This is a genomic window from Hymenobacter sp. HSC-4F20 (assembly GCF_019599275.1).
GTDB lineage: Bacteria > Bacteroidota > Bacteroidia > Cytophagales > Hymenobacteraceae > Hymenobacter.
Genome location: NZ_JAHZTD010000001.1, coordinates 1,084,812 through 1,104,522 on the forward strand (window position 1 = coordinate 1,084,812; position 19,711 = coordinate 1,104,522).

The window sequence follows — 19,711 nt, forward strand, 5'->3', positions numbered from 1 at the left end:
AATCGAGGCACTTGACCACCAGCCGCGCCTCATGCCGCACCTGCATTTCTATCTGGACGCTTTCAACTCCCTGCGCTATGATAGGCCGATAGGGATGGTCGCCGGCCCGATACCGTGGTCCTCCCTCGATAGGTACGCGCAACGCTACGATGTCGGAGACTTCGATCTGTTCGAGAGCCATATCCGCGCCTTGGAAGCCGTGCTGCTGCAACATGAGGCGAAAGAGGCCAACAAGTGACCACCGATGTCGGGATTGTAGTTGGCATCAAGGCCGATGATAGCGGGGCGCGGATTATCAAACGCTCCCTGGATGATGTCGCCAGCACGTCCCGCAAAGCGGTAAACGAAAATCAGCGCCTAGAGCAGCAAATCCGCTCAACCACGAGTGCGGCCCAAGGGCTAGGAAATGCTTTTAAGGCCATGGCAGCGGCCTACGGAGTTCGTGAGATTATTCGCACGGCCGACCAGTTCACGGTCATGGAAGCGAGGATCAACGGCATCACCAAGAGCACCCGCGAAACGACGCGGGTCATGGGTGAGCTGCGCAAGATTTCCAGCGATACCGGCAGCGAGATGGAAACCAGCCTTTCCATTCTGCAGCGTCTTTCGTTCGTGCGCTCCGAAATTAAGGCCACCAACAACGATATGCTGGCCTTCACCGAAACGGTGACCAAGCTGGGCGTAACCTCCGGTGCCCTGCCGGAAGCCATGAAAGCCGGTTTGACGCAGTTAGGTCAGGCATTATCAAGCCAGTACACCCGCGCCGAGGAATTCAATTCGATCATGGAAAACATTCCAGCGGTCGGCAAAGCCATTGCCGATCAACTGGGTGTTACTACCGGCCAGATGCGCCTGCTCGTGGTTGAGGGCAAGTTGCTGTCGAGCGACGTGTTTGCCGCGCTGTTGAACCAGACGGAGAAGGTCCGGGCCGAGTTTGAACAATTCCCCAAAACAGCCTCTCAAGGCGCTAAGCAGATGGCCAGCAGTTTTGAGCAGGTTATTGCTCAAGCCAACGCTGCCACTGGTGCCACCAATGGCATCGGCATGGCCCTGCGCGTGGTTGGTGAGGGTGCCAAAGCGATTTACGACGGCCTGGGCACCACGTTTGATTATCTGGTGGCCGGCATTCAGGAAGGCGTCAACCTGATCGACATCGCCATCAACAAGGTCAAGCAGTCGATAAATGACGTATCGCGCCTCATTCCGGGCTATGACGGGACCAGTTTCAGCCTATCGCCTACAGTTGAGGTCGGCAGTGTATTTTCTGCTGCTAATGCCGCCCGCAAGGCTCGTGAGAAAGGCTTGTTCGGGGATGATTTTGCATCGGTGATCACACCGAATAAACGCGCTATTTCACAAGATTACGCTCAGATTGCAGCTGGCTTGGGTGGTGACAAGAAAGCCGCCCGCGAAGCCGAGAAGGCCCGTAAAAAAGCCGAGCGCGAAGCCCTGAAAGAACAAAAAGAGCTGCAAAACGATCTGGACGATGCGGTCAAGTCCTCGCGCAACGAGTACGAAAAGCTCTATGATAGAATGGCCGAGATGGAGCGCCTTAAGCCGCTGGCCAAAACCGCCGAGCAGACCGAGGCCATCACCAAGAACATCGCCAATGCCCGTGAGGAATTGGACAAGCTGCGCGTGCAAGCGGAATTGGACAGCCCGGCCGGCAAAACCTTCCAGCGCTTCGCCAAGAGCATTGACGACAGCTTTTCCGACGCCTGGCGTAATGCATTCAGCCTCGACAAGAACGGCAGCATCTTCAAGCGCATGCTTGATGGTATCAAGGGCATGTTTGTGAATTTCCTGGCTGACCTCTCCTATCAGGCGCTTATCCGGCCCATCGTGGTTTCGTTGATTGGTGCTGGCGCGGGTGCAGCGGGCATTTCCTCCGGAGCGCAAGCCTCTGTACTCGGCACTGGCACCAGCGGCATCAGCAACGGTTTCAGTCTGGCCAGCGCCGGTTCGTCGCTGCTGGGTGTCGGCAAGTCCTTGCTAGCTGGTGGTAGCATCACGGGCGGCTTGGGCCAGTTTGCAGGCAAGGCCAGTGCGTTTCTAGGCGGCAACTTCTCTCAGAACCTCGCGGTACAAAAGTTCTTCACCAACGCGGGCACGCTAGGAAACCTGGCGGGCGGGTTTGCGGGCGGTATTGGGGCCAATCTGCTGGGGCTCGGCAATAAAAACCCTTACGTCAACGCGGCGACCGGCACCATCGGCGGCCTGATCGGGTCTGTTGGTGGTCCGCTGGGTGCTGCGGCTGGCTCGTTCCTGGGCACGGCCTTGGGCGGGCTGTTTGGGGGCAAAAAGCCGTCCGATATGTCGCAAACCGGTGTAATCAACCTGTCGAACCTCGGCACTTACAAAGAGGGCATGACGGGTAAGAAGTTCAGCCAGCAAAACGCTGATTTTCGGGATTCCATCCTCAATGAAGTATCCAGCCTGGCAAACCTGCTCAAGAGCGTCGGCGGCCAGCTCAGCGGCAATGTCGGCTTTACCGTGGGCAACCGCGACGGGCTGCGTTTACAGGGCGTGGGCAATTTCGGCACCAACTCGCAAGCCTTTATCGCGGCCATTATGCAGAAGGTGCTGGACAGCACCACCGGGCTGAGCGAGACGTTTCAGAAAATTGTCAAGGTCGTCGGTCCCAATACCGGCAGCTTGTCGGAAGCCTTCACCTTTGGCCAATGGTATGACAGCCTGGGCAAAACCGTCGATCCGTTGAAAGAGCCGATGCAGGCGCTAAACGATCAGTTTGATACCATGTTCGGCTGGGCCAACAAGCTGGGCTTCCCTCTGGAAAAAATCAACGCCGAGTATGCCAAGCAGAAAACCGCGCTGGAAGGCAATATCAAAGCGCAGCAAGCGGGCTTTTCTTCGTTTGAGCAGTTAACCGCGGCTTTTGACGGCTTCTTCACAGGTCAGGTGCTAGGGACCAATTCCAGCCTGAATCCGCTCCAAAAGCTGAACGTGGCGCAATCAGGCTTTGATAGTTTGCTCAAGAAAGCACAGGGAGGCGATCTGAGCGTCACACCGGATCTGCTGGCCTCGGCTAATACCCTGCTGGGGGTTGGCCGCGACGTGTATGCCTCCGGCGCAGATTTCAGTGGTTTGGAAGGTTTTGTGAAGTCGTCGGTGCAATCGGTAGCCAAGCAAACCGGCTATAGCGGCCAGAACGTAGCATCCAGTATCATCAGCACCAATCAGAGCGTGGTCGAGGAAATACGGGCCATGCGAGAAGATATTGGCCGACTGGTAGCTGAGAATTTCCGCCTCTCGAACAAACTGGCGGCGGCAGCATGACGTTTGAACTAGGCTTTTACGCACTCGGCGACTTCGATACGCGCTTGTATGTCGGCACACACGATCCGTTTGCGGCGCTGGCCAATCAGCCGGGCGTACAACTCCATTACCTGTTAGAGCTGTATCCATTCAATGAAACCAAGCCAGCATCAGTCCGCACCATAGGCTTATTTCCCGGTGTCACTGCCCTGGGCGACACGATGACACGCTACGTAGGCGGCGAAGTGAAAGAGCGCCTGTCTGATCGCGGCTTCATCAGCGAACCCACCGCCAGCGACCCGAACCGCCTGTTTTTGGGCCGGGTGACCAATCCGCTGCAGTTCGACACCAACATCCTGTCCGGGGATGGGTTCAGCGGCGGCAGTCAATCATATGGCGGTATTGAGATCATCAACGCCGATGGCAAGCTGGACCGTTTCTTTGCTTATCACTGGTCCGGGCGGCGCGTGGTGGTGAAGGCGGGCGCGCTAGATTTCGCTTACGACGACTTTGCCACCATTTTTGAAGGCTCGATCGACAACTTGGAGAGTGACGATGCCCGGATCATCCTAACTATTCGGGACAACCGCGCCAAAACCGACAAACCGGTTCGGGCGACGATTTACGGCGGTACCGGGGGCCTAGATGGGGACGACACCTTGGCTGGCGCACAGAAACCGCTGTGTTATGGTGTGGTGAAGAACGCGCCGCTGGTGCTGGTCAACTACGCCATGCAGATTTATCAGGTGCATGATGGATCAATTGCGGCCGTGGATGCGGTACGCGATCGAGGCATTATTCTCGATTACGGCGGCGACGTGGCGCATATCACCACGGCCACCCCTGGCCCTAGTCAGTATGTTACCCAATTGTCGGGCGGATTCATCCGGCTTGGCTCCACTCCTGCTGGCCTCGTGACGGCCGATGTCCAGGGCGACAACCAGGGCAGTGTTCCAATTACTGCCACGGCCATTGCCTTGAAAGTCCTGAAAACTCGACTGGGGGTATATTCCCTGTCCAGCGCCGACATTGACGAAGGCTCATTTGCCCGACTTGGGACAGTGCTGACTGGCCCTGCCGGGCTGTACATTAACAGCGACGTGACCGGCTCGGACGTTCTGGATGCCCTATTCAACCCGGCTGGCGCGTACTGGACCTTTACCCGTCAGGGCATGTTGTACGCGGGTGCGGTTTCCTCTCCCACTGGCGCCGTGGCCGACGTGAAGCACATCGACGCCGCCGGATTACGTCTGCAGCAAGTAATCCCTCCCGCCTGGCGGATCAAGGTCGGTTACGCCCCTGCGGTCGTCGTGCAAAGCGAAAACGATCTAGCGGGGGGCGTAACTGGCGACGTGCAGAGTTTTGTCACCGAGGCTTTCCGCTACATAACCTATGAAAACGAGAACGTGCGCCTGAAAAACAACCTGGCAACGGAGCGCGTCTTTGAAACAAGCCTGTCGAATGTCGCCGACGCACAGACCTTGTTAGCGCGCCTAGCCGCCGTGTACAGCGTCAAGCGAATGGTTTTTCAGGTGCCGGTTTACAAAACGCTGTATCGCTATTTCTTGGGTGATGTGGTACGCTTGACCTATGACCGTTATGGTCTGGAAAATGGCGCTGACTTTCTGGTCGTCGGCATCTCGGATAATGCAGCCACGGGCCAGACCGTGCTGACGCTGTGGGGGTAATATGGAACGGATGCTGCTGGCCACGGGGGCGCTCTCCGACAATGCGACGATTACCGGCCCGACCGGCGCGGGGGATTTGTCGATCGACAATCTCAAGCAACAGTCCCTGCAGGAAGTGTACCGCGTGCTGGGTTCGGCATGCGTGTTGGACATCGACCTGACCACGGCGCAGGCATTTAACCTGGTTGGTTTGATGGGGCATAATGGTTCAGAGAGTGGCACCGTCCGCGTCACGGCATCGGATACGTTGGGCGGGGCAACTTACGACAGCGGCACGCTCCCGCTTGTCACTGGGCCTAAACAGTTCGACAAGAGCCTGTTTTTGCTTTTTCTGGGCGCTCCCATCACTTATCGCTACTGCAGGATTGAAATCACTGACCCTGCCGCCGCTTATATCGAGTTGGGCCGGGTATATGTATCCAATGCCTTCCAACCGTCCTACAACATGGTTTATGGCTTCCAACAAGGTTTTATCGACCCATCGGAGAAATACCGCACCACGAGTGGTGACCGGGTGCCGCGCAAGCAGAAGAAGTGGCGCTTTGCGGATTGGAACCTAGAAGACCTGACCGAGGACGAGGTTTTTAGCGAGTTATACCCACTCGATAAGCTGGTGGGCACCACGCAGGACGTGTTGTTTGTGCCCAAGCCGGACGATATTTCCCACTTACAATTCACGGCTATTTATGGCACTATCGAGGCCATGAACCCCAACGTAGCTACCAGCTTTGACCGCTTCAGTCGCCAGTTTCGGGTCGAGGAGTTGTTGCCGTGACCATTAGCAAGATTGATAAAACGCAGTACACCACTCCCGCTTTTCGGGCCGGCCAGCAAGGCAATGGCGCTCAGCGCACGATGATCATGGTCAATAAGATCAACGAGATTATCGAATCCCTGGCAACAGTGGCCGTGGCCTCGACGGTGGCCGCGATGAATACGCAACTTGAAAGCCTCCTGGCCGCGCAAAACGATTTTCTTGATCAGTTAAATGCAGTGAAAGGCCGGGTTGCAGCGCTGGAAATAGCCCCGTCTGAACCCATCTCTAATGTGAGCGAGGCAGTTTCTATCAGCCTCGGCGGCGTGCTGAATCTTGGGGCGCTGAACAATACAATGAACAGCCAGGGCCAAACCATCAATAAAATCCTCTCCGTAATGCGTACCCGCAAGGAAATCAAAATATGACCATTAAGCCGCTTGATCGCGCTTTTGAAACCACCCAAAGCACAGGCACCGGCCAGATCACCCTACAAGGAGCGCAACAAGGCTTTCAGTCATTCGCGGCGGCCGGAAACGGCGCTAAAGTGTTCTATCAAATAAACGACGGCGACAGCGCGGGCGTGGTCCAGAACTGGGAAATTGGCATCGGTACCGTCAATGTGGGGACGCCGAATACCCTGACCCGCGCTTCTGTACTAAAGTCGAGCAACAATAACGCGGCGGTCAACTTTGGCGCGGGTACCAAGAACGTAATTGGATCCATTGCGGCATCCGGCCTGACTACCCGCGACGAGGGCCTGTTTTTTACGGAAGGTTATGGTATAGGGGGTGGCTCGGCCAACGCGCAGACGGTAACGCTGCCTTACACCCCTATCGGTTATTCTGACGGGGCACCCATTTATTTCTTTGCCTCGGTCGCCAATACCGGTGCTATGACCATCAACGTGAATGGCCTGGGCGCGAAGGCAGCCAAGCTTAAGGGAGCTGACATTCCGGCTGGCGCTATCACAGCGGGAATGTTAGTCCATGCCGTTTATCGAGCATCGTCCAACGCATTCGAGTTGCTGATGCCGTTTACGACGCCTGAGTTAGCGCCTGCCGGCCAGTGCCGCCTGATTAAGTCCGGAGCAAACCTGGTGCTCCTACCTTACAACGGCAATAAGCTGACCATTGACGGAGTGCAGAGAAGCATTCCGGCAGGGGTCGTTCTAGCCCCAACCGGTCTGACGGCGGCCACGACCTATTTCATTTACGCTTACATGGCCGGGGGCGGCATCGTTGCTTTGGAGGCATCCACAACGGGCCACAGCACCGACACGACGACCGGCGTCGAAATCAAAACCGGTGATTCCACCCGGACGCTGGTCGGCATGGCGCGGACGATTGCCGGACCGGCCTGGCAGGACACCGAGCAACAACGTTTCGTGATTTCTTGGTTTAATCGTCGCGCGATCAATACGTCCGGGGCATTTACCGCCGCAAGAACCACCGTATCCACAACGCCAGTTGAATTAAACGCGGAGATCAGAAACGAATTTCTTTGCTGGTCCGACGACACCGTGCAAATGTCGATTACAGGCGGCATGTATAACAGCGGTGGATTTTTCTCGATTGCTGCGATCGGTTTCAATGGTACGAACCCTGAAAACGACGTGTCGTACATGTTCGGTCAGACCGTAGGATCATCTTCCGTAACGGTGCAGAAACAAGGTTTGAACGAGGGCTATAATTACGCTACCCACCTGGGCCGCACCGGCAACGCATCAGGAACAGCAACCTTCGGAAACCCGACCATCAATCTGTTTAACCGGCTTTCTGGCCGCATTCAGGGGTAGTGAATAATGCCTGGCTCTCAAACCCCACAGCCTGACCTTTATCCCATCCTGATCGCCATGAGCGATACCTTGGGACGAAATACACAAATGGTTGCCGATACCAAGGACACCGTGACGATCATCCGAGAGGCTCAACAAGCCAGCACCATTCGGATGACGCAGTTTGAGAGCGAGATTAAAGAGCTGACCAAGGATCACAACATGGTCAAGTTAATCTCCGACGACCATGAGAAACGCATTTCTTCCATCGAGGAAGGGCATCGGCGCCGCAAATGGTTTATCGGCATTCTGGCAACAGCTTGCGGTTTTGGCTCCACGGTTGCGGGCTGGATGTTGACCCACTGGGGCGCTATTCAGGAGGTCATTCACAATGGCGCTGACGCCCAATAAGAATTCCACTAAGGCTAAAAGCATGGCCGCCATGTTCGGCGCGGCGCTGCTCATCGCAGTCCCCTTTATCACCAGCAAAGAGGGTGAACGCCTGCGGGCATACCAGGATGTGGCGGGTGTGTGGACTATATGCCATGGCGAAACGCTAGGGGTAAAACCGGGTGACAGAAAGACCAAGGCTGAGTGCGATACCATGACTAAAAACCGCACCTATCAGTTCATGAGCCAGGTGTACACCGCCATTAAAGCGGACGTGTCGCCGGAAGTGCTTGCCGCTTGCACCAGTTTCGCTTATAACATTGGTATCAATGGCTTCAGGTCATCCACGGCTCTTAAGCAGATCAACGCGGGTAATGGGTCTGCAGGCTGTCGGGCCATGATGAATTGGTACACGGCGGGCGGCAAGGACTGCCGGATCAAAAAGAATGGTTGCTCAGGTCTGATTACCCGCCGCAAAGCTGAGGTCGATCTATGTTTGAAGGGGGTAATAAACTAATGGGGATATCATGGAAATTCTGGTTGTGCATATGTTTTTTAGCCCTGGTGGGCGGTTTCGGTGCGGGGTACAATATCGGTCAGTCTGTACAGGAAAGTCGCGGCGAAAAGGCCCTGCGCGAACAAAAAGCCTCACTGGAAAGCCAGTGCGTCACCCTGCAACAGAAAACGACGGAGATTGACCGTGGCCTGCAAAATGACCTTACTGCTATTGCTGATCGCCTTGCCGCTAGCCGCCTGCTCACACCCGCATGCATCGTGCCTACAGGGCGCAATACCGGCAACGCTCATGCAGCCGGTCGGACCAGACATGCAGGACAAAATGGAATCAGCACTCAATGGCTTAGAGCCTACGCAGCCGAAGCCAACACCTACCGCGCCAAAGTGATTGCATTTCAGAAGGCGTGCGGGCAGTAGATGTGGGGATTTCAGGCAAAGCGTTTCGCCAAACGACCAGATTTCTACCAGACGGATGCTTGGCTAGCCCTTCGGTACCGTGTCTTGCGCAAATACGGTGCGCGTTGTCAATGCTGCGGCCGGACTAGAAAAGATGGCGTAGCTATTCAGGTGGACCACATTAAGCCCCGTTCCAGATACCCAAAGCTGTGCCTGACGTTTTCCAACCTGCAAGTCCTTTGCTGGTCATGCAATCAGGGCAAGTCGAATAAATACGCAGACGACTGGCGCTAACGCTCCAACCCTCGGTTTCGCTCTTTCTCCTGCTGACGCTTAACCTTCAACATGCGCTCGACGGCATCCATCTCTCGGTTCACAACATCCGGGCGGTTTTGAGCGAACTCGGCGGCCTTTTCTTTCTGGGCCATGCGGCCTTGAGCCTCGCGTTCTTTCTTGACGCGCTCGGCAATGGCATAATCCTGGCGGTCGTAGTCTTTGGTCCGGGCGTGGCCGAACTCAAGCTCCATTTCCTTCTTAGCCTGCACCAGCTTGTATCGCATGTTGCTATCGGAAATCAGGCTGCCGTTCTTGACACGCCGCCAGTCAACGTGAATATGCGTGCGCGGCTCACCGTCCTCGCCCTTCTTCTCGTGCAGCACGACGATGCGGGGCTGGCCAGTCAAATTGAGGCGCTGCTCAACTATCTCGACGCTACGCATCCACTGTTCGGTCGTCATGGCCTGGTCGTAGCCCTTCGCTGGATTGATGCTGACCGACAGGAACGGCTTTTTGTGTTTTGTCGTGATGGCGCCAAGTTGTTTGAACGCCAGCTCGTGATCGTCATCGAACACGGTCCCGCGAATGTCCATCACCTCGGCGCGGTCATTTTGCCGGTTTTTGAGCAAGTAGCTATGCCGGCCTTTCAGGTCTTTGCGAGTGTTAGCCTTAATCAACATACTGCTTCACCAGAGAGAAAATGATCCGCTTGATCTCGAACCGTATGGCCTCAAGGTCTTTTTTGTCCAAGGTAAGATTCTCTAAAAAATCGTTCAGCTTGGTCAGTTCATCCATGGTTTTGAAGGCTGTCTGTGACACGCCGCCGCCGTCTTCCAGATAGTCCTGCAGCACCTTGCTGAGACTGATGCCTTTCGCCTTTGCCATGCGCTCGTGATTGCGAACCATCTTCTCGGTCCGCATAAAATCGAAGCGGTGCAAAAGTTTTTCAGAATTTTTTTTCTTCGGCCGTCCCATAACGCAGTATATATTTTACTGGCTGATAATCATACACATAAAAACGTTTTTATGTGTATAAAAACACACTTTGCCAACCGTCGTTCGCGCCGGCTGGGCGATGCCTCATGCTGACACCTGCTCCGGGACTGCGTTCACCGTTAAATCCAATAAGAGGCTTAACGTGCCATGCCGATTGAATGGCAGCTCTTGTTTTTGTCAAATCAGGTTGTCAATATTTCGGGCTCATCACTTAACCCCAAATGTCATGGCAACACTCTCTTTAGGCAACATCTACGCGCTGTTGCAAAACAAGCAGACTCCGGGTTCGCTTGCAAAAATGGTCGTGATCGCTTCCGGCCTGTTCTTCACCCCCATCACCATGGCCGGTGCTCTTTGGGGATACGTGCGCGGCTACAATCGCTTCATCCGGGGCAACGGTCGGCCCGACATGACCAACATGCCACCCATAGTCGTCGCCGGCATGGTGCTATTTGCGGTGCTTACCTGGGTGCTGCTGGGCCTGGCCGTGTGGTTCCTGAAAAATGCTGCCGAAGCCATGTTCACCACCCAAGCTGCAACCAAAGGAGTGTTGTCGTATTTAGGATTTAACCTAGTCTTTAGCGTGCTGGCATTTTTCATCTTCAAACGATGGCAGGCCAAAGAACACAACATCGCCATTGAGCGCGGTCGCCACGGATCGGCCCGCATTGGCACGCAAGCAGATATGCTGGACCTATCCGAAGCCCCTGGCTTGTTCATCGGCGGCAACATGGGATACCGAAAGCAAGGCCATATTCTGACCGTGGGCTCCACACGCTCTGGCAAGGGAACAAGCTTGATTATTCCCGCCCTGTTGGACCGCACCGAAAACCTCGGCTCAATGGTGATCATAGACCCCAAAGGGGAAAACGCGGCAATCACGGGGCGATATCAAAAAGAAAAGGGCATGGACGTACTGCTACTTGACCCCTGGGGCGTTAACACCAAGCAAGCGGCCACTTTCAACCCCATGGACATCCTGAAACCCGGCGACGAGCTGGCCGACGATGCCATGATGCTGGCCGAAATGATTGTGCCGGACAACCCGAACGACCGCGATCCTTTCTGGGCCAACCGTGCCCGCTCCATCATCGCCGCCCTGATCATGCACCTGCAACCAACGGGCGGCACGCTGATCGACCTGTGGCGCTTGCTGCGACTGGACCCCAAGGAATGGATTGAGCTGGTCGCCAAAATGCAGGTCAGCGACAACGAGATCATCAGCGCCACCGGCAACGAGATCGAAGGCATGATGGCCAATGACAAAATGTTCGGATCGGTCATGGCGACGGCTTTGCATCACACCGACTTTCTCAAGTCGCCAGCGTTGCAGCGCTCCCTGACTAAATCCAGCTTCAACGTCAACGACCTGACCAAAGGCAGCACCGTCCTGTACGTAATCATCCCGGCCGACAAGCTCAAGTCGCACTATCAATGGCTGCGCCTGGTGGTAACCACATCGATCAAGGCCACGGTCCGCAACCATAACCTGCGCGTCACCTTTATCCTGGATGAATTTCCCTCGCTGGGGCCATTGAAGGAAATCAGCGAGTTCGGCATGGCGGCGGCGGCAGGATTCAACATCACCTTCTGGATGATCGCGCAATCGCTGCCCCAGCTAAAAAACCTGTACCGCGACAACTGGGAAAACTTCATCGCCAACACGTCGGTCCGGCAATACGTCGGGGTCAACGACAATTTCACGGCGGAGTATGTCTCACGCTCGATCGGCAATGAGACGTTTCACACGTATAATAAAGAATCGGGTCAGCCAGTAAACGTCACGGCCCGTCCTCTGCTGACACCCGATGAGGTGCGCGCCGAAACGGAGGAAATGATGATCATTCAGGTCGATAGACGCCCCACGGTGCTTTGCCCAAAAATTCCCTACCTGGCGATGCCTGACGTCGCCGGTCACTACGATGAAAACCCGTATCACAAAGGCGGTGCTTCTATTGCGGCCTAACCCGCATGGTGAAGCTTTGCGCGTGCGTGTGGTCGTTCTGCCGTTCGGGTGCGCTCATGGCCTGTTTTAACTTGAAATGGCCATCCGGCTTCATCAGCGCTTCGGTTAGATTTTCACCCCATACCCCCACTGGCACATGATCTGCATCCAACTCGGCAAGAAAATCATGCTCCTGGCTATCGTATGGAAATACCACCACACGCCGCGCCCGTTCCAGCGCCGTTACCGCATACTGTGCCGCTTCGGTGACAAGGCCGTTGGTGATGATGTAGGTGGCGTCTGGCTGTAGGCCGTTGACGTGCAGATGCGTCAGGAAGTCCCAAAAGTGGGCGTAGACGTACAGATCAATCCTTTCAAGAATAGGGGCAGCGGGCAGCGTTCTAATGCCTTCTGGCCCTATTCTGCCTTTATAGTCTTTGTGGCGCTCATGGTTGCGATAGTACAGCTCATGCCCGCCCGCATCATTACGGAATGCCAGCACATTGGCCTTGCTGGGCAGGATGAACGCCTGCTGCAGGTATTCTTCGCACAGCCGACGCGTCAGTTTACGCCTGGCAATCTCCGTTAGGCAACCTTTGTCTTTGATGCGGGGGCTAAGGCTTTTGATCTGCGGCACGGCTTACCTCGGTGTTCAGTAGCTGCTGACGCTTATGTGCAATCACTTGCATTGTGGCGCATAGCTCGGCCAATTCTTCTTTAAAAAGTATAGGGGATTCCTCGCGGTGCGTGTCATCCTTGGCCGTCATGACGCACTGAAAAGACCCGTCGTAATGCTCCGTCATGTGAAGCAGGTATTCGTAAGGCCGGATGATCTTTAGCGCGTCCCGGCTAGTCGTGAAGCGCTTTAACAGGTCCCCGTTGGGATAGAACCGCGCCTCGCTGTCAATCATCAGATTCCGTGACAGTGGCTTGCCCTTATCCTTTGCGGTAAATGCCTTGTGGTAGCGAAAAGTCAGCCCGCCGATATCATCCCCTACGGTCGGCTTCACCGACCTGACTTCATAGCCCTGCAGCCACACCCACACGCGGGTATCAATTTCATAGAGTTTCAGCACGTCATTGGGCGAAACTTCCTTGATCATCTTAAGAATAGTGGCTGCGTCGTTCATCGTAACACCAACTTCTGCGGTTTCTGGCCTCTCAACTCACTTATTGTTACGCAGTTCGGCAGGTTGCGGGCAAACTCGGCCATGCGCTCACTGATAACGTCCGACTGCTCCGGGGTGTGGATGCGGCCACTGTCCGGCCCGGTGCTGTATCGTTCATCAAAATACACCACAAGGTCGTAATCCTGGGCACCATGAACCGGCCCGCCGTAGAACTGGCCGTGATAAATGCCGCTATCGGTCAGAAAAATGCGGTCAGGGTGCGCCTTGGCCCGGTCGATGTTTTCCTGTTCCAGTCGGGCGATAAGCGCCTGGTCGGCATAGCCGAGCGTGTCAATGACGTAACGGGCCGGCTCCGGCATAAATTCACAGGCCACACCCATCATTTTGAAGTAATAGGCTGTTTGCAGCATGGCGGTGGTTTTGCCTGTGCCGGGTGCGCCCAAGGCTCCGATAAGGGACATCATTTTCTCTCCATAGGCTGGGATTGGTTGATGATGTCGGCAACTACGCGGGCCTTGGCTTTTCGGAAAATGTTGGTCATTCGCCGCCCCCGTTCTGCATGGCTGCGAGAAGCTTTGGCGCATCATGGGACAACCAAGCGAACATATAAGCGCGAGGCAATCCGCCGCTTTCCTTGTCGTTGAATTTGTCAATCAAGATTTTTAAAGCCTCGACGTGCTCAGTAAAAGCCTCTCTGGCCACAGCCATCCCTGACAGGGCGCGGCGGATTGTTTTCAAGTTGCCGTTTATTGCACCAAACGTATAGTCATGAAACTCATCACCAGAAGCTATATTGAAAATCTTGTGGCAGGCTTCAAAAGCCGCCTGTGTCTCCGCATCGGTCACGGGGCGTGGTTGGGATAGCGCAGCCAGTTCGGTGATGGTTTTATAAAGCTGTTCTTGAGTCGATGCTTTAATAAACGGCGCTGAAACGATCCATGATTTCAGGTCTTTCGCTGAAATATGCAGCACATCATCCCCCATCAATTCGGGCATTGCTGCGGCGGGTGCGCGGGTGTCGATGGAGGGCGGTTTATAATCAAATGAATGATCTCCTTCTACAGCGCAGCGCAAAGCCATTGCAGCCGCCTGAACGCACTCCTTCCAAACTTCAATCGCCGCCTTGTCACCGTAGTGGTTTTCAAGGAATGCCTGCGCTACTTCGCCAGCTTCTTCGGTAAAGGCTGCCAGCTTATGTCGGTTCAGCGGGAATTTAGCCCGTGCGCGTTTCGTCTCCTGTTCTACATCTGCAAGAAACGCAAGAGTTAACGGCAATAAATCGGTCGTCTGTTCGGGGGTGCGGGTCATAATCTCGGCCCTCCTACGGCCTTACTAATCGTGTTCAGCATTTCGCCCTTGGTCTGCTGCATTTCCATCCAGGCAAAAGCTTTGCTTGCCTCGCTCCATGCCTTCATGAACATGGTCGAGTCGAGCCTGCCCATCTCCATCCAGTTGGCCAGATAATCGGCGTGGTGCGGCTGTGGGCCGTCGGTAATGCCGAGTTCAGCGCAGCATATAGCCGAGCAGTTTTCCGCGACCAGTTCCTCAAAGGCATAAGCCTCGCTCCCAAAGCGCTTGCCGAATTGCCGGTCGCAGCGGCTCTTGTGGCCGGTCAGGTGGCCCAGCTCGTGCAGCTCCGTCGAGTAAAATCCTTCGGTGGCTGTCTGGTGCTTGGATGAAATGAACAGCACCTTCGGCGGCATCTGGATATAATCGCCCGTGATGCTGTAAAAGGCCCGCTCACCGCCGTAACGGATATCAGCGCCGATGTTGCCGATGAACTGCTCCACGTTATCCAGGCGTTCGACCAAGCTGGGGCGCTCGATGATCTGCGGCGGCTTGAAGCCTTCCAGCTGCTGTTCGTTGAACACCGACGACACGCGCAGGAACGGGATCTTCTTTTCGTCGTCGCCGTCCTCTTTGATCAGGGTGTTGTAATAGCCGATCTGGGTGCCTTTCTCGCCGCGGCGGACCTGCTTGCCCTGCTCGGCCCACTGCTTATAGCTGGCCCAATTGTGCGTCTGGTAGCCTTTCTTGTCGGCAGCATCCCACAGTATAGGAATATTGAAGCCGTTGTACCGGTTGCCGGTGGTGCCGTTGCGCGGCAAGGAGAACGGTGAGCCGTTGCCTCCCTCCCACGGCTGGCGCCACGGTGGCCGGCCGGACTGGACCATTTCTAACAGGCTGTTTGCTAATCGTTGTTGTGCTTCATTTTGGGGCAATTCATCTCTCCTAATTCAATAACGGGCCGGGTTGCGGTCCCTTGGGTTTTCTCATAAACATATTCTGATCGTCATCGTCAGGGATAGGCAAGCGGTCGTCTAAGTAACACTGCCGCGCCATGGTGGCAAAAAGCGCTACAAGCTTGGTGCCCTCGTTATCATAGTCTTCATCATGCAGAACGGTGCGGCCTGCCTCAATCATGTCCCGATTGGGTATGTAGTCGGTTACGATGACGCTGTTATCCTGGCCCAACTCCAAGAGATTGCGCGCAGCATGAATAATGATCGACAGCATCTCCGCATTCTGCCGAAAAGCGTCCTTGGTGGCAACGCCGTCTTTGTTATCAAAGTAGTCGAGTGCGGATTGCAGGGCGCTTTCGGTAATCATGGGTTAGGGCTTTTCTAGCTGGGTGGCTTTAGCGATGGCGGCGCGGGCTTTGTCGTCATGAACCAACAAAGCGATAATGTTGTCCGAAACAGCCTTTCTGATTTGCGCCTTTTCTGCTTCAGTTGTGGTTTCGTCCGAATATTTTATAGCGAGTTTTTTATCGCGCAAAGAGATATAGCCCTTCAAAGCTTCCAGCAAATCTGGCGCGGCAGCGATCAGGTGAGCGTTGGCGCGAGTTTCCTCAGCTTCTTTGGAAAGCATTCCTTCATAAACCGGCGTCAGCACATTGGCAATTTTAAAACGACCACCAAGCCGAGAGCCTCGAATTCTTATGTAAGGCTTATCGCATCCTTCTGCCAAAATTTTCCAGGGCCCCGGTGTGTGCTCTGTTTCGGCCATCACGCACCCACCTTCTTCAACTGCTGCCACTGCTTGATCTGGGCCACTACACCGAGCGGCTGCTTCGGCGGCTGGGTGAAATCACTTGGCTGCGGCGTTGGGCAACCAGCTGTGCAGAAATCCCAATTATCATTCTGGCGGACCCATCCGGCGCCGTTGCAAGTGCAGAGGTGTTTTAAGATTTGTGACACGTTATTCCCCTGTTGTTGATATAATCAGTGTATCAGGTGTTTACGCTGATGTCAACAGGTATTTTTTAGCTTTCGCCTTATTTTTCGCAATTCCTTGATGTGGCTGTCAATCAACGGTATCAGCTTTTGCTTGGTCACTTGTGATATACCGCGCTTGCCGTTCTCCATCATGCTCACCGTTTGGCGGCTCAAGCCTACAGCATCGGCCAGTTGCTGCGTGTCCTGACCGATTCCTAGTCTAGCTGCTCTGAATTCGTCTGCTGTCACGTTGCCTCCCTTGTTTACTCTACTGTAAACCAACAATCTACGCACGTCAACCATCGACACGCAGCAGTTCATAGGTAAGCGACAAGCATTTGCATATTAACTAAATAACATATAATTTAAGTATGATAAAGCAGGCCTCTGCATGCCAATCAGGAATCCATAATTGAATAGTTGAAACACATAAAAAAAATACCATGAATCTGGAAGCAGAAGATATCAAAAAGATTATTGTCGGCTACGAAGAATGGCTAAATTCTAAGGAAAGTAAGAGAAGCGCCATTGTAACAACATTCAATGTCATAATTTTCTTCTGCACATGTGTAGTGACAACTTCATATGCGTATTCGGCAATAAAAGATTTAACGGACAACGTACCAACTTTAAAAACATCTGTAGCAAAATTAGAAACCTCTTTAGATAAAATGGACAAAGACTTAAACCGCACTATGGGTCAAGTTGATGTTCTTCTTAAAGGGAACACACCTAACAACCCTAGCAATGTTCAGACTACATCTGAAATCAAATAAAATAGGTAAGTAATGAATAATCCTGCCAAATATACCAAGCATGAAATTATTAATTTCGCCTTATACTTTGGCATTATAATTAATATAGTTATCATAACTTATTTCTCTACAGCCGTTAGACAGCAACAAAATAATATAAAAAGCGGCTTATCTATAGCGCTAAACAAATCTGATAACCTCGCAGGCAACTTGCGGGAATTTAATGAAGATTTAGATAGAATAAATAAGAGAAAGGATACCTGTATTATTGAAAGAAAGGATACATTGTTTAAAGAAAAAATAATCTATCGGAGACCGCCCATTGGTACAGAACAAAATGGAACAAATTCGTTAACAGTACCAGCAAGCGGCAGAAATGATTCAATAAACTATTTAATAAAATACATACACTACATCGACTCATTAAACTCAAAGCAGAAAGAGGATATGATTTCAGTTACCAGCAAACTAAATACTGTTAATGATATAAACGGTCAACTTAACAATAGAATTAAAAAGCTACTACTAGATTCCCTTGAAAGGCGTAGCACAAAACGACGCTCTGGAATATTCTCTTTCGGCGCTCAAAAATAAATGTGCAACAATAGCAATTACACCTTTTTAACGATATACTCGCCATACTTCCTAATAGCCTCGTCAATCTTGACCTGCGATGTGATGCCGTGGTGCGCCGCCATCTCATGGACCACCCGCACCCAATAAGGCTCTGGGCAATACTTCTTGTTAGTCGGCCTCTTAACTGTGACACCAAGCGCGTGCCGTGTCTTTGCCATCACACAGGGCATGATTTGCTTGCCTGTGTCGCTAAAGGTTTTTCTCTCAGCCATCGTATTAATTTCTTTTCCCGAAAACAGAATGTGCGGGCGCAGCCCGTCACGCCAGGCAAGATAAAAAAGAAAGCGCCCCAATGAGGACGCTTCCCTATTTAGATGGTTCTTCCTAATTCTTCAAAAAGTATTGAGAGAATGCCTCAGTCAAGTGCCTCTCAACAACGCTGTTGACTTTTGATTCCTCAACAATGTCTATAAAGTCTTGACGCTCAGTGGTTGAGAACAAATCCCGTTCGAGGTCTTTAATAATTTGGTTGAGGTCCCAATATGGTACCCCATACCTTTCCGCCCAAGCTAATGCACCGTGAACTTCTTTGATGTGGGCTTTTTTCACCACGCTGTACTCCTCTACGGTCTTATACAGCTGCTCTACTTGTTGTGTCGTCATAATGTGTCGTTTATTTTAATATTATAGGGTCAGCGACTCCTGTTAGTTTTAAAGTCCAGCCAATTATTTTTTCTCTGGCTCAAGTTCCCAACACCGCATCCAGCGCCGCGTCAGCATCCTTGTGGATGAAGTGGGACTGATACCCAATGGTTGTAGTGATGTTGCTATGCCGGTAAAGCTTCTGTAGCATCTGCAGGGGCACTTTGTCGCCAGCCAGCTGGGCGAAGGTGTGTCGGGCCATGTGCATCGTCAGGGCACCACTGATGCCGGCCCGCTCCTTGATGTATTTGCGCAACACCTTGTCAACGCGCCCCGTGGTGAACGATATCCGGCGCTGGCTGGCGTACTTGTCGCTCATATCTGTTTCGCGTAGGTCCGGGAAGATCAACTCGTGGTCGCGGTCATATTCAGCCAGCAACCGTAACGCCTTTTCCCGCACTTTGAGCGACCCCACCTTGTCATTCTTGCCCATCTGGTAGTGCAAGCGGCCGTCGCGGATATCGCTCCATTTCAGGCGCAGAAGATCCGACACCCGCATGCCGGCGAAATAGAACGAGATCAGCCACAGGTTGCGCGCGTGGTGATAGAACGGCTCCACCAACTCCACCTGCTCCAAGGCGGTCACCTCGTCCTGTGACAGGCCGATTTTGACGCTCTCCGGATATTTGATCTTGGTCTTGTCCTTGCCGAACGGGTAATGCTTGCGGTCCACCAGCTCGGCTTTCATCGCTTGGCTGTATACCGAGCGGATAACCACTAGGTGATTGATGATGGTGCGCTCCTTAACCTCGAACGTGGCTTTTAGGTACACGCGGAATTTAGCCAGCACAGCGGGCGTGATATCGGCAAAGGCTGTATCACCGCCAACGAACGCTTTGAAGCGCTCCACGCGGGGTTTATCGGCCACAAACTGGTTGTACCTGCCGGTGGCGCTCAGATTCTCCAAATACTGGTCGGCCTGGGGCGCGAAGGTGGCACCGTGCTTCGGCTTAATCTTCTGCTTAACAGCCTTGCTGCTCACGTCCACTTTGACCGTCTCCAGCTCAATTGATTTGTCCGTCGCCTCCGACAGCTTTTTGATCAGCAGGTTATTCAGACGCGCCGAGTTGGGGTGCGACTTCAGGACGCGCTGGCCCTTGGCGTCCCAATCTTTTTCCTGCACATGATGGCCCAAGTACACGTAAGAAGATTTGCGGTCACGCGTGATGCGGATGCAAAGCGGCATTGAGCCGTCAGTTTTGGGCTTTTTGCGGAGAACGATCTTGACGGACATGGGTACAACAGTGGTACAACAAAGGCTGGTTTGACCTGCTTTGATGTGGGTGAAACGCACTGATAATTTCGCCAAAAACCCC

At 53.6% G+C, this 19,711-nt stretch carries 26 protein-coding genes; 13 read left to right on the forward strand and 13 right to left on the reverse strand.

All coding sequences use genetic code 11. The annotated features are described in order from the left end of the window. Positions 1-31: 31 nt before the first annotated feature. Genes K3G63_RS04705 through K3G63_RS23145 form a run of 10 tightly spaced genes read left to right on the forward strand, consistent with a single transcriptional unit; the run spans position 32 to position 9,091 of the window. Positions 32-238 carry a hypothetical protein gene (locus K3G63_RS04705; protein WP_220612916.1) on the forward strand — a complete coding sequence of 69 codons (207 nt, stop codon included), beginning with the start codon at positions 32-34 and terminating at the stop codon, positions 236-238. Further along, positions 235-3,297, forward strand: coding sequence for a tape measure protein (locus K3G63_RS04710; RefSeq protein WP_220612917.1), 3,063 nt, complete (start codon positions 235-237; stop codon positions 3,295-3,297). The genes K3G63_RS04705 and K3G63_RS04710 overlap by 4 nt, the downstream gene beginning before the upstream one ends. Continuing rightward, positions 3,294-4,964: a hypothetical protein gene (locus tag K3G63_RS04715; RefSeq protein ID WP_220612918.1), complete on the forward strand. Its 1,671-nt coding sequence runs from the start codon at positions 3,294-3,296 to the stop codon at positions 4,962-4,964. Before K3G63_RS04710 ends, K3G63_RS04715 begins: the two co-directional genes overlap by 4 nt. Before the next feature lies 1 nt (position 4,965). Further along, on the forward strand, positions 4,966-5,739 hold the full coding sequence (locus K3G63_RS04720) for a hypothetical protein (RefSeq protein ID WP_220612919.1): 774 nt from the start codon (positions 4,966-4,968) through the stop codon (positions 5,737-5,739). Further along, the gene (locus K3G63_RS04725) at positions 5,736-6,146 is read left to right on the forward strand and encodes a hypothetical protein (RefSeq protein ID WP_220612920.1); all 411 of its coding nucleotides are present in this window, start codon (positions 5,736-5,738) and stop codon (positions 6,144-6,146) included. The genes K3G63_RS04720 and K3G63_RS04725 overlap by 4 nt, the downstream gene beginning before the upstream one ends. Next, positions 6,143-7,516: a hypothetical protein gene (locus K3G63_RS04730; RefSeq protein WP_220612921.1), complete on the forward strand. Its 1,374-nt coding sequence runs from the start codon at positions 6,143-6,145 to the stop codon at positions 7,514-7,516. Before K3G63_RS04725 ends, K3G63_RS04730 begins: the two co-directional genes overlap by 4 nt. A gap of 57 nt (positions 7,517-7,573) precedes the next feature. Further along, positions 7,574-7,906, forward strand: coding sequence for a hypothetical protein (locus K3G63_RS04735; RefSeq protein ID WP_220612922.1), 333 nt, complete (start codon positions 7,574-7,576; stop codon positions 7,904-7,906). Positions 7,907-7,928: 22 nt separating this feature from the next. Further along, positions 7,929-8,402: a lysozyme gene (locus K3G63_RS04740; RefSeq protein ID WP_220612923.1), complete on the forward strand. Its 474-nt coding sequence runs from the start codon at positions 7,929-7,931 to the stop codon at positions 8,400-8,402. Continuing rightward, complete coding sequence (locus K3G63_RS04745; protein WP_220612924.1) at positions 8,378-8,818, forward strand: hypothetical protein; 441 nt, start codon at positions 8,378-8,380, stop codon at positions 8,816-8,818. The genes K3G63_RS04740 and K3G63_RS04745 overlap by 25 nt, the downstream gene beginning before the upstream one ends. After that, a complete protein-coding gene (locus tag K3G63_RS23145) occupies positions 8,819-9,091 on the forward strand; it encodes an HNH endonuclease signature motif containing protein (RefSeq protein WP_220612925.1) in 273 nt (90 codons plus the stop codon). It begins immediately after the preceding gene. Here K3G63_RS23145 and K3G63_RS04755 read toward each other — a convergent pair. Both K3G63_RS04755 and K3G63_RS04760 read right to left on the reverse strand, forming a co-directional pair. Continuing rightward, entirely contained in the window at positions 9,088-9,753 is a 666-nt protein-coding gene (locus K3G63_RS04755) for a relaxase/mobilization nuclease domain-containing protein (RefSeq protein ID WP_220612926.1), read from the reverse strand. The genes K3G63_RS23145 and K3G63_RS04755 overlap by 4 nt on opposite strands. Continuing rightward, on the reverse strand, positions 9,743-10,048 hold the full coding sequence (locus K3G63_RS04760; RefSeq protein ID WP_220612927.1) for a hypothetical protein: 306 nt from the start codon (positions 10,046-10,048) through the stop codon (positions 9,743-9,745). Before K3G63_RS04760 ends, K3G63_RS04755 begins: the two co-directional genes overlap by 11 nt. 247 nt (positions 10,049-10,295) lie before the next feature. Here K3G63_RS04760 and K3G63_RS04765 point away from each other — a divergent pair, with 247 nt between their 5' ends. Next, the gene (locus K3G63_RS04765) at positions 10,296-12,035 is read left to right on the forward strand and encodes a type IV secretory system conjugative DNA transfer family protein (RefSeq protein WP_220612928.1); all 1,740 of its coding nucleotides are present in this window, start codon (positions 10,296-10,298) and stop codon (positions 12,033-12,035) included. Here K3G63_RS04765 and K3G63_RS04770 read toward each other — a convergent pair. The 8 genes from K3G63_RS04770 to K3G63_RS04805 form a co-directional block, all read right to left on the reverse strand. Continuing rightward, the gene (locus K3G63_RS04770) at positions 12,022-12,651 is read right to left on the reverse strand and encodes a hypothetical protein (protein WP_220612929.1); all 630 of its coding nucleotides are present in this window, start codon (positions 12,649-12,651) and stop codon (positions 12,022-12,024) included. The two genes, K3G63_RS04765 and K3G63_RS04770, sit on opposite strands and share 14 nt — an antisense overlap. Continuing rightward, positions 12,629-13,144, reverse strand: a complete 516-nt coding sequence (locus K3G63_RS04775; RefSeq protein WP_220612930.1) for a hypothetical protein — start codon at positions 13,142-13,144, stop codon at positions 12,629-12,631. Before K3G63_RS04775 ends, K3G63_RS04770 begins: the two co-directional genes overlap by 23 nt. Then, positions 13,141-13,608, reverse strand: coding sequence for an AAA family ATPase (locus K3G63_RS04780; protein WP_220612931.1), 468 nt, complete (start codon positions 13,606-13,608; stop codon positions 13,141-13,143). The genes K3G63_RS04775 and K3G63_RS04780 overlap by 4 nt, the downstream gene beginning before the upstream one ends. Before the next feature lie 73 nt (positions 13,609-13,681). Next, positions 13,682-14,452 carry a hypothetical protein gene (locus tag K3G63_RS04785; protein ID WP_220612932.1) on the reverse strand — a complete coding sequence of 257 codons (771 nt, stop codon included), beginning with the start codon at positions 14,450-14,452 and terminating at the stop codon, positions 13,682-13,684. Next, positions 14,449-15,366, reverse strand: coding sequence for an ArdC family protein (locus tag K3G63_RS04790; RefSeq protein ID WP_259404267.1), 918 nt, complete (start codon positions 15,364-15,366; stop codon positions 14,449-14,451). Before K3G63_RS04790 ends, K3G63_RS04785 begins: the two co-directional genes overlap by 4 nt. A gap of 10 nt (positions 15,367-15,376) precedes the next feature. Then, entirely contained in the window at positions 15,377-15,754 is a 378-nt protein-coding gene (locus K3G63_RS04795; protein WP_220612934.1) for a hypothetical protein, read from the reverse strand. Positions 15,755-15,757: 3 nt separating this feature from the next. Next, positions 15,758-16,183 (reverse strand): hypothetical protein, encoded by a 426-nt coding sequence (locus K3G63_RS04800; RefSeq protein ID WP_220612935.1) that lies wholly within the window; start codon positions 16,181-16,183, stop codon positions 15,758-15,760. Between the two features lie 212 nt (positions 16,184-16,395). Then, on the reverse strand, positions 16,396-16,665 hold the full coding sequence (locus tag K3G63_RS04805) for a helix-turn-helix transcriptional regulator (protein WP_259404357.1): 270 nt from the start codon (positions 16,663-16,665) through the stop codon (positions 16,396-16,398). A 140-nt stretch (positions 16,666-16,805) separates the two neighbouring features. Here K3G63_RS04805 and K3G63_RS04810 point away from each other — a divergent pair, with 140 nt between their 5' ends. Together K3G63_RS04810 and K3G63_RS04815 are read left to right on the forward strand one after the other, a co-directional pair. Beyond that, on the forward strand, positions 16,806-17,138 hold the full coding sequence (locus K3G63_RS04810; RefSeq protein ID WP_220612937.1) for a hypothetical protein: 333 nt from the start codon (positions 16,806-16,808) through the stop codon (positions 17,136-17,138). A 12-nt stretch (positions 17,139-17,150) separates the two neighbouring features. Continuing rightward, positions 17,151-17,711 carry a hypothetical protein gene (locus K3G63_RS04815; protein ID WP_220612938.1) on the forward strand — a complete coding sequence of 187 codons (561 nt, stop codon included), beginning with the start codon at positions 17,151-17,153 and terminating at the stop codon, positions 17,709-17,711. 17 nt (positions 17,712-17,728) lie between these two features. Here the strand turns inward: K3G63_RS04815 and K3G63_RS04820 are convergent, their stop codons facing one another. The 3 genes from K3G63_RS04820 to K3G63_RS04830 all read right to left on the reverse strand — a co-directional run bounded on the left by K3G63_RS04820 (position 17,729) and on the right by K3G63_RS04830 (position 19,629). Then, positions 17,729-18,046 (reverse strand): hypothetical protein, encoded by a 318-nt coding sequence (locus tag K3G63_RS04820; protein ID WP_220612939.1) that lies wholly within the window; start codon positions 18,044-18,046, stop codon positions 17,729-17,731. A 31-nt stretch (positions 18,047-18,077) separates the two neighbouring features. Continuing rightward, the gene (locus tag K3G63_RS04825) at positions 18,078-18,356 is read right to left on the reverse strand and encodes a hypothetical protein (RefSeq protein WP_220612940.1); all 279 of its coding nucleotides are present in this window, start codon (positions 18,354-18,356) and stop codon (positions 18,078-18,080) included. Between the two features lie 79 nt (positions 18,357-18,435). Further along, positions 18,436-19,629: a site-specific integrase gene (locus K3G63_RS04830; RefSeq protein ID WP_220612941.1), complete on the reverse strand. Its 1,194-nt coding sequence runs from the start codon at positions 19,627-19,629 to the stop codon at positions 18,436-18,438. Between the last annotated feature and the right edge of the window lie 82 nt (positions 19,630-19,711).